The sequence below is a fragment of the Actinosynnema sp. genome (assembly GCF_052038725.1).
Genome location: NZ_JBQGCX010001014.1, coordinates 1 through 2,637, shown reverse-complemented (window position 1 = coordinate 2,637; position 2,637 = coordinate 1). Strand labels below are relative to the sequence as shown.

The window sequence follows — 2,637 nt, the reverse complement described above, 5'->3', positions numbered from 1 at the left end:
GGCGCTTTGGCGTGCCCGGTACCGATGCGGCGGACCGGTGACATGGGAGCATCGCGTTGTGACGGATGACTTGTTTGTTGATCGGCTTGATGCTGCGACGTACGAAGATGACGACGGCAGGGTCGGCATCTTCGAGACGGAACCGAGCGACCCGGACGCGGTCTGGCTCTCCGACCGACTTTTCTGGAGACTCAGGCACGTCGCTGTCGCATATGAGCTTCACACACTGCCCCTGCTGGGCGGTTCCGAACCTGTGGAACTCAACAGGCCAATGTGCCAGTCACTCCTTGATGAGCTTGGTTTCGTGTCGGACAGGCTGAACGACGCGGTGGCGGCGAGTACCGCCCAGGCAATTGCGGACTACCTCGTCGTCCGCTTGAGGCGGCCGAGGTGGGACGGCTCTGTCACGGTTGAGGGAGACTGACCGAAGCGACCGCTACTGCCGCCGGTCGCAAGGTCCCGCTGGACCCACACGGGAGAGACTTCTCCCATGGAGCTCTCCTCCCAGATGACCGCCGCCGAGGTGGTGCTGATCGTCGCCTGGCTTGACGCCAATGGTGTGGTCTATCAGGTCAACGGCGGATGGGGTGTCGATGCGCTGGTGGGACGACAGACTCGCCCCCATCAAGATCTCGACGTGTTCATCGACGAAGATCAGGAGGCCGAGTTCATGGCCTGGCTCACCTCCCGCGGCTATCGGGTCACCGAGGATTGGCGACCAGTCCGCGTGCAGCTATCGAGTCCCTCAGGGCAAGTAGACGTCCACGCAATGCGCTTGGACCCGGCCGGCAACGGGGTTCAGGAAGGTCTGGACGGCGAGGTGTACCTCCACCCTTCTGAGCAGAGAGTCACGGGCTTCATAGACGGCCAAGCGGTCGTCGTGGCCAGCGCGGAGAGAGCCCGAGAGCTTCGAAGTGGCTATCCCCCGCGCGCCGTGGACCTCCACGACCTCGCTGTCCTCGACGAACTGTAGGCATCCTGTTCTGCCGCACTGAGCGTGGCCGCACGCTACTGCCGCTACGAGGACGCAAGCCCTGGGCGCGTTCGGCATTGCCGCATTCGAAGCGCGGGTAAGGTTTATTGACGCCAAGACACATGCCCGAAGGAGTTGCGGATGCGCCTGCACCATGTCCAGCTCGCGATGCCCGCCGGCCAGGAGGGAGAAGCCCGTCGGTTCTATGCAGACACGCTAGGCCTTCTCGAGGTAGCTAAGCCGCAGGAGTTGGCCGGGCGCGGTGGCTGCTGGTTCCGACACTCGGACGGCGATGTGGTGACGGTAGAGATCCACCTGGGGGTTGAAGAGCCGTTCGCTCCGGCGAAGAAGGCGCATCCCGCGCTTCTGGTTCGCGATTCCGGCGCCCTGGAAGAGTTGGGTGCACGCATAGACGCGGCTGGGTACGACGTAGATTGGGCGGAGCGAGTCAGCTTCATCGGCTACGAGCGATTCCACTGCCGCGACGGCTTCGGCAACCGTATCGAGATCATGACGCCGACCGCTTGAGCGCAGACGTCCTTGGCCGCGGCGCACTCTCATGCCGCTGTGGTCGCGTAGCGTCCGACCATGCCGCACTGAGCGTGGCCGCACGCTACTGGCACCCCTCTGTGTCAAGACGCCGCTGGGAGGGTGGTTCTAGGCTTGGTGGTGGCGGGTCCGGGAAGTGGCTTGTCCGAAGAGCCGGCATCGGGTTGTGAGCCGGTCGCGCGGGAGTCAGAGTCGTCACCCAGTTGCCCTCCCGGGCCCGTCGTCGTGTGTCCGGCGAGGTCGTCGAGCATCGCCTTGTAGACCAGGTCGGACAGTCGCCGTTTGAAGCTGCTCCCGGAACCCGATCGCCGAGTACAGCCGCAACCGGCGGGTGATCGTGCGGTCCGAAGCCGAGGCGATGCCAGCCTCGGCGATCACGCGAGGAGCGTCAGCCTTGGAGGTGGGCTCGATAGTCCGCGCCAGCACCAGCTGGCGGAACACCTCATCGCGCACGGCGACGTCGAAGCCGAGCGCGTCGTACGCGGCCGACAGCGAGTCCCACAGGTGCCCCATCCGTGAGGACGTGATGTGCAGCGGCCCACCGGCCGCCGGCGGCGGCTGGAGCCCCAGGTCCAGCTCACCCTGCCCCGCGAGCAGCTTCTGCCGGCCCGCGGCCTTGAGCAGTTCGACCTCAGCGTCCGTGGCGGCCGAGCCCAGGTGCTCGATCCGCCTCGAGCCCTTCGTCGAGGACCACACGATCTGCACGGCCGTCTTGCCTGAGGCCGTCTTCACCGTCCGGACGTAGGCCACCGCGCCACTCTAGTGACCCCGATTAGTGCACAACTTCCTCACCACTCCCCGCCGAACCAGCAGGTCAGCTCCCTGGCCGACTCCCAAAGACTCACGAAGTGGCCGAAGTCAGGTCTATCTCGCCGCCCGCCGTGAGGCGGAACCACTTCTCGTCCAGCACCTCCCCCAGCGCCTCGTCCTCGGCGCTGATGTGCTCGTGACCGGTGGGCCGCATGCGGCGGTACTCGGCCGAAGCACGTTGTACCAGGTTCGCCACGTCGGTGAGAGCGAAGCGACGCAGCCCCGCCACGCCGTCGTCGATGACGTGGGAAGAGTCGCCGAGGAGCAGCTTGCCGACGCCCCCGACGAGACCGCCGTTGTCGGCC

Annotated in this window: 5 protein-coding genes; 3 read left to right on the top strand and 2 right to left on the bottom strand. The window is 65.9% G+C overall.

The genetic code is table 11. From position 1 onward, the window contains the following. Positions 1 to 58 precede the first annotated feature (58 nt). The 3 genes from ACTUAL_RS21485 (at position 59) to ACTUAL_RS21475 (ending at position 1,501) form a co-directional block, all read left to right on the top strand. On the top strand, positions 59 to 424 hold the full coding sequence (locus ACTUAL_RS21485; protein WP_440901510.1) for a hypothetical protein: 366 nt from the start codon (positions 59 to 61) through the stop codon (positions 422 to 424). Positions 425 to 490: 66 nt separating this feature from the next. Beyond that, positions 491 to 973, top strand: coding sequence for a nucleotidyltransferase domain-containing protein (locus ACTUAL_RS21480; protein WP_440901509.1), 483 nt, complete (start codon positions 491 to 493; stop codon positions 971 to 973). A gap of 141 nt (positions 974 to 1,114) precedes the next feature. Beyond that, positions 1,115 to 1,501 carry a VOC family protein gene (locus ACTUAL_RS21475; protein WP_440901508.1) on the top strand — a complete coding sequence of 129 codons (387 nt, stop codon included), beginning with the start codon at positions 1,115 to 1,117 and terminating at the stop codon, positions 1,499 to 1,501. A 216-nt stretch (positions 1,502 to 1,717) separates the two neighbouring features. Here the strand turns inward: ACTUAL_RS21475 and ACTUAL_RS21470 are convergent, their stop codons facing one another. Both ACTUAL_RS21470 and ACTUAL_RS21465 read right to left on the bottom strand, forming a co-directional pair. Further along, the gene (locus tag ACTUAL_RS21470; protein ID WP_440901507.1) at positions 1,718 to 2,272 is read right to left on the bottom strand and encodes a hypothetical protein; all 555 of its coding nucleotides are present in this window, start codon (positions 2,270 to 2,272) and stop codon (positions 1,718 to 1,720) included. Positions 2,273 to 2,363: 91 nt separating this feature from the next. Further along, the coding region (locus ACTUAL_RS21465; RefSeq protein ID WP_440901506.1) for a hypothetical protein at positions 2,364 to 2,637 on the bottom strand (274 nt) is incomplete at its 5' end.

Bases quoted from the DNA above. Each gene is read 5' to 3' on its own strand.
- ACTUAL_RS21475 (WP_440901508.1), top strand. From the start codon at position 1,115: ATGCGCCTGCACCATGTCCAGCTCGCGATGCCCGCCGGCCAGGAGGGA.
- ACTUAL_RS21480 (WP_440901509.1), top strand. From the start codon at position 491: ATGGAGCTCTCCTCCCAGATGACCGCCGCCGAGGTGGTGCTGATCGTC.